Raw genomic sequence first — 5273 nt, forward strand, 5'->3', positions numbered from 1 at the left:
CGCGCGCCGGTCGCGGGCCGCCGCCGGGCGGGGATGTCGAGGCACACCCGGGCGGCGTCCGTGCGAACGCGGACGGTACAGTTCATAGCTTCCGGTGACGAAAGAGCAACACGGTTTCCCCGAAACAACGGGCAACGGGTACATGTGTCCTAAATCCTGTTGCTCCAGGGTTGCCGGCCACCGATGCTTGCGGCATGTTCGATCCGGTCATCACCTCGCATGACGCCCTCCTTGGCCTGCTTCGCAGTGGCCACGGTCAGGGCGCCCGGCGGGCCCTCGTCGCCGACCGCGTCGCTGTGCTCGACGCGCTCGACGGCTGTGTGGTCCGCGATCCCCGTGCCGTTCCGGCCACCGAGTCGCGGTCGCTGTACTACGCACGCCTGTACGCGGACCTCGACGCCGGCCTCGACGGCCTCGCCCGATATCTCTTGTGCGACGACGACTGGACGGACGAGGACGCGGACCGTACCGCGCTGCCGCTCGCCGTCCTGGGCACCCTCGCCCGACTCGGCCGCGCCGACGCGACCGCGCTGCTGCGGGAGTACGTCGAGCAAGGCCGCGACTGGCCGGAGGCGTTGGACCGGCTCGCCGCGGTCGGCCACGACGCGGCCCTGGCCGGTCTGTTGGAGGTGGTCCTGGACCGCGGCGAGGACGACGAGCTCTACGACTGCGTCAAGCGCTCCACCGGGATGCGCCCATGGCGGGTCTGGGCGGCCGAGGACGAGCGGGTGCGCGCGGTCGTCGAACAGGTCGACCTGGACTGGTGGCGCTGGGAGCTGACCCGCTCGGTCAAGACGCAGACGGGGCCGACCGCGCCCGCGCAGACCGTCGACCAGGTGCTCGCCGACGCCGCCGACGGCCCCCGACAATCCCTCGCGTGCGGACGACGGCTGAGCGCGGTCGCCGGGCCCGAGCACCGCGGCGCGATCCTGGCCGCCGCCTGGGCCGGCCCGGACGCCGCCAGAGCCGCCGCGCTGAGATACCTCGGCGAACAGGGCGACGGCGCACTCCTGGACCTGGCCGAGGGGGCGCTCGCGCCGGAGGCGCCGGCCGTGGTGCGGCTTGCCGCCGCGCAGGCCATCGGCGGTCTGCGCAGCCCGGCCGCGGTGGCCCGGGCCCGCGGCTGGGCCGCTCGCGAGGACCTGCTGGGCGAGGTCGCCGTGCGGATACTGGCCGGTGCCGGGGAAACCATCGACGGACCGATTCTGCTGGCGGCCCTGCGCACCCGGGTGGCCGCGTCGATGCGCGCCGGCGTCGCGATCACCGACCAGGCCGAGCACTTCCGCCTGTGCGACCTGGTCGCCGGGATAGGGCGCCTGGCCCTGGTCGACGCGCTCGACCTGGTCAAAGGCGTCTACCACGAGGCCGCGTCCGCCGGTCTGCGCGCCTGCGCGGTGCAGACCCTGGCCCGGATAGAGCCCTCGTTCGCTGCCGAAACGGCCGTGGAAGCCCTGTGGGACTGCCAGGCCGACACCCGATTGATCGCCGCGCGCCACGTGGACGCGCGCCGCCCCGAGGCCGTGACGCGGCTGCGCCGGCTCGCGGGCGACCCGGCCGAGCACGACGACGTGCGCACCGCCGCCCTGGCCAGGCTGAGCGAGATGTAGCCGCTCACCCGCCGACCGCATCGCCCCCGTTCGGCCGCCCACCGCCGGGCGGGCGCCGAACCTGTCGGCCGAACGTCCTAGGCTCTACTCCCATGACCGTTCCCGCCCGAGCCGGCCTGCCCGGGGAAGCGCCGCCGACCGCCGGCCCGGCGCTGCCCCCGGGCGCGGCACACCCGCGCTCCGGGGTGACCGAGGAGGGGCTCGCCCGCCGCCTCAAGGCCCTCGCCTGTACCGCGCCGCTGCACGACCTGGAGGCGCGCAAGGCCAACCTGGCGGGCGAGTACACCGTCTACGCGATGGCCGAGCTCGGTCTCGCCGCGATCGACCTGGTCACGGTCACGATGGACTTCGACACCGGAGCCGACCACGACGAGATCGTGGCCCGACTCCGCCCCCGGGTGGCCGCGCAGGCCCCCGGACGCGACCCCCGCGAGTACGAACGGGTCGCGCGCTGGGTGCTGGAGAACCTGATCAACGTCGGCAGCGTGGACCGCGGCTTTCGAGCGGTGTACGGGATGTGGACCCGAGAGGGTGACTACATCCGGCGGGACTACGACTTCAAACTGCTCGAAGAGGTCCCGGGTCCGGACGGGCACATCTTCCTGCGCGCCACCGACGAGGCGATCAACGTCCTGGTCGGCGCGCTGGACACCGATGTCACCAGCGCGCAGATCGCCGCCGACGTCAAGCTCGAACACCTGATCCGGCGCGGCCGACTGGCCGAGGCCAGGTTCGCGGCCGAACAGGCCCGCTACCGCACCGTGCAGTACGCCGAATCGCTGCGCCGCGCACTCGACGCGACCCGGCGCAACGTACGTGCGGTGGACTGGTTGCAGGCCGTGCCGGACCTGATCGACGAGGCGTTCGAGCACGTCGCCGACCGCTACCGGCACGAGAACGCGATCCTGATCAACATCCGGCGGGCCCGGGACGAGGCCGAGGAAAGCGAGCGCAAACGCGGCGCGGCCGAACTGGTCGACATCGTGCAGGACTGCATTCGGCGACACACCCAGTTGCAGACCCGGCTGATGGAGGCCGGGCCGCTGTTCCGGGCCGAGCAGGACCGGCAGGCGTTCGCCGCGCCGAGCACCCGCACCGGGCTCGATCTGTACGGGCAACTGCTGCGCCCGCTCCTGGAGTTGCCGGTCGGTGACGCACGGCGGGTGACCGACCGGTTCTTCACCGCGGGCACCGGTCTGCGCACGCCGGTCGCGGTGCGCCTGCACGACCTGACCGAGATGCTGCTCACCCCGCCCGCGCCACGTGACCACCTCGGCGCCGAACTGCCCGAGCCGGACGTGTCGCTCACCCCCGACGACAGCCGCTACACCGAGAGCCAGCACGATGCGGCGGCGCTGCTCCTGGACATCCCGCCGCAGACCCCGCGCCGGCTCTCCGGGCTGCTCGCCGAGGCCCGCGAGGCGGATCCCGACCTCGGCTACCTGGTCGCTCTGCTCGCCTTCCACGCGGCCTCGCCGCCGGTGGGCACCGCATTGCGGCAGGGCGACCGCACCCTCCTGGTGGCCGTGGACGACGGCACCGAACTCGACGACCCCGAGGTCGGCGGCGCCGACCTGATCATCGGCACGGCGGTCCTGACCGGCGCGCGACCCGAGCCGGAAGGCCCCACCCCCGCATGAACCACGACACGGCCGGCGATGCCGCGCCGATCACCTCGGCCGACGTCGGCGACGCCGCGCGGCTGGTCGCCTACGGCCTCCAGCCCAAGCTGCTGCCGGCCCGCGACGCCGAATACGCCGACCTGATCCGCAGACACCGCGAGGATCCGCGCTTCGCCGCGCTGGCCGCGGCGGTCGCGGCGGGACTGGGGCTGGTGGTCCTGGAGGTGTCGCCGCGCGCCGGGATGGCGGTGACCGCCGGCGAGGACTCGGTGTTCGCGGTCCGGATGGGCGACTACGCGCGCCGGGCCGGCACCGAGTCGGCCGACCGGTTCCTGCACGGCCTGGCCCACCTCGCGGTCGCCGCGATGGCCTTTCCGCGCCCCGAGGACCTCGCCGACGACGCCTATGTGGGCCGGCTCAGCGTGCACGGCGTGGACGCCTTCGTCCGCCAGGCCTGCCTGCGTCTGGAGGAGCGCGCCGAGCAGCGCGGCGAGGTCAGCGACCCCGAGGTGGACGGGCCCGGCCTGGAGGCGGCCTGGCGGGTGTACGCCCGGCGCAGCGCCACCGGCGCGACCAAGGACGCCCGCAGGTTGGCCGCGTCCACCATCGGGATCGTGGCCAAGGCGGTCGCGTTCCTGGTCGACTCGGGCTTTTTGCAACGGGTTTCCGACGACGCGGGCGGCACCTACCGCACCACCGCCCGCTATCAGCTCCAGGTGCGCGACACGGCCGGTTCGGCGGCCATGTCCGAGTTGCTGGACCTGGGCGTGGTGGCGGTCACCGACGGCAGCCCGAGTCTGCTGGCCGCCGCGACCGACGGCGGCGAGTTGGCGCCCGGCGCCGGATTGCCCTTCCACGGGGTCTGACCCGGTACCCGACCCGTCGGGGAAGTCGGACCCGCTCGGGACGGACTCGCCATCGGACCGACCCGCGCGGTCGAGCGGCCCCGGGCGTCGGGTGTTTCACCCGCCGAGTGTTTTCTGTTTCGCCGGGAGATCGTCCGCCGGATGATCGTCCGTTGTGTGATGGTTTTGTCCTGTGCTTCGACCAGAGAGATTTGACCGCCGATGTACGAGCTGTCCCGGGTCCGCCTGTTTTCCATCGGGCCCGCCGGTGCGCGTTACGCCGACACCGTGCTCGACCTGCGCGGCGTCGGTGCGCCCGTGCCCGACCCGGCGCCCAGGCAGGCGCAGCTGTTCGAGGGCGAGCCGGTCGGGCCGCCGCGCCGACCCGCGCCCGCGGGCGTGCTGTTCCTGGAGAACGGCGGCGGCAAGTCGGTCCTGCTCAAGCTGATCTTCTCGGTGATGTTGCCCGGACACCGCAATACGCTCGGCGGCGCCAGCTCCGGCGTGCTGCGCAAGTTCCTGCTCGCCGACGACTGCGGGCACGTCGCGCTGGAATGGCAGCACGTGCTCACCGGCGAGACGGTCGTGGTCGGCAAGGTCAGCGAGTGGCGCGGGCGTCAGGTCTCCTCCGACCCGCGCAAGTTCGCCGAGAGCTGGTACTCGTTCCGGCCCGGGCCCGGACTCACCCTGGAGGGCCTGCCGGTCCAGGTCGGCGGGCGGCGGCGGACCATGCGCGGCTTCCGCGACGCGATGACCGAACTGCACAAGGTCTACCCGGACGTGGACGTGATCTGGGAGGAGATCCACGACCGCTGGATCGAGCACCTGAACGCACTCGGCCTGGACCCCGAACTGTTCCGCTACCAGCGTGAGATGAACGCCGACGAGGGTGAGGCGGCGGGCCTGTTCGCGGTCAAGAACGACGCGGACTTCGTCGACCTGCTGCTTCGTGCGGTCTCCGATCCGGCCGACACCGACGGGCTGGCCGACCTGGTCGACGGCTTCGCGGTCAAGCTTGCCCAGCGGGCCGAGCTGACCGCCGAGCGGGACTTCGTCGAGGGCGCGGTCGAACTGCTCGACGCGGTGGGCGAGGCGGCCGGTCGGGGTCGGTGGCCTCCTCCAGGGTGGGGATGGTGCGTGCGAGGGCGACGGTGGTGACGATCCCCAGGTCGGGGTGCCGAAGGCGGGCCCGCTCGGCG

3 protein-coding genes and 1 pseudogene are annotated in these 5273 nt (G+C 73.2%); all 4 read left to right on the forward strand.

The window, feature by feature from the left end; all coding sequences use genetic code 11:
• The first annotated feature begins 194 nt into the window (after window positions 1-194).
• Complete coding sequence (locus tag ABZS54_RS42105) at window positions 195-1607, forward strand: HEAT repeat domain-containing protein (protein WP_355548482.1); 1413 nt, start codon at window positions 195-197, stop codon at window positions 1605-1607.
• A gap of 92 nt (window positions 1608-1699) precedes the next feature.
• The gene (locus ABZS54_RS42110) at window positions 1700-3247 is read left to right on the forward strand and encodes a hypothetical protein (protein WP_355548485.1); all 1548 of its coding nucleotides are present in this window, start codon (window positions 1700-1702) and stop codon (window positions 3245-3247) included.
• Complete coding sequence (locus ABZS54_RS42115; protein ID WP_355548488.1) at window positions 3244-4095, forward strand: hypothetical protein; 852 nt, start codon at window positions 3244-3246, stop codon at window positions 4093-4095. The genes ABZS54_RS42110 and ABZS54_RS42115 overlap by 4 nt, the downstream gene beginning before the upstream one ends.
• Before the next feature lie 201 nt (window positions 4096-4296).
• Window positions 4297-5172: pseudogene (locus tag ABZS54_RS42120) on the forward strand (hypothetical protein); the annotation flags it as partial.
• Window positions 5173-5273: the final 101 nt, after the last annotated feature.

Origin of the sequence: Embleya sp. NPDC005575 (genome assembly GCF_040605455.1) — a bacterium.
GTDB lineage: Bacteria > Actinomycetota > Actinomycetes > Streptomycetales > Streptomycetaceae > Embleya.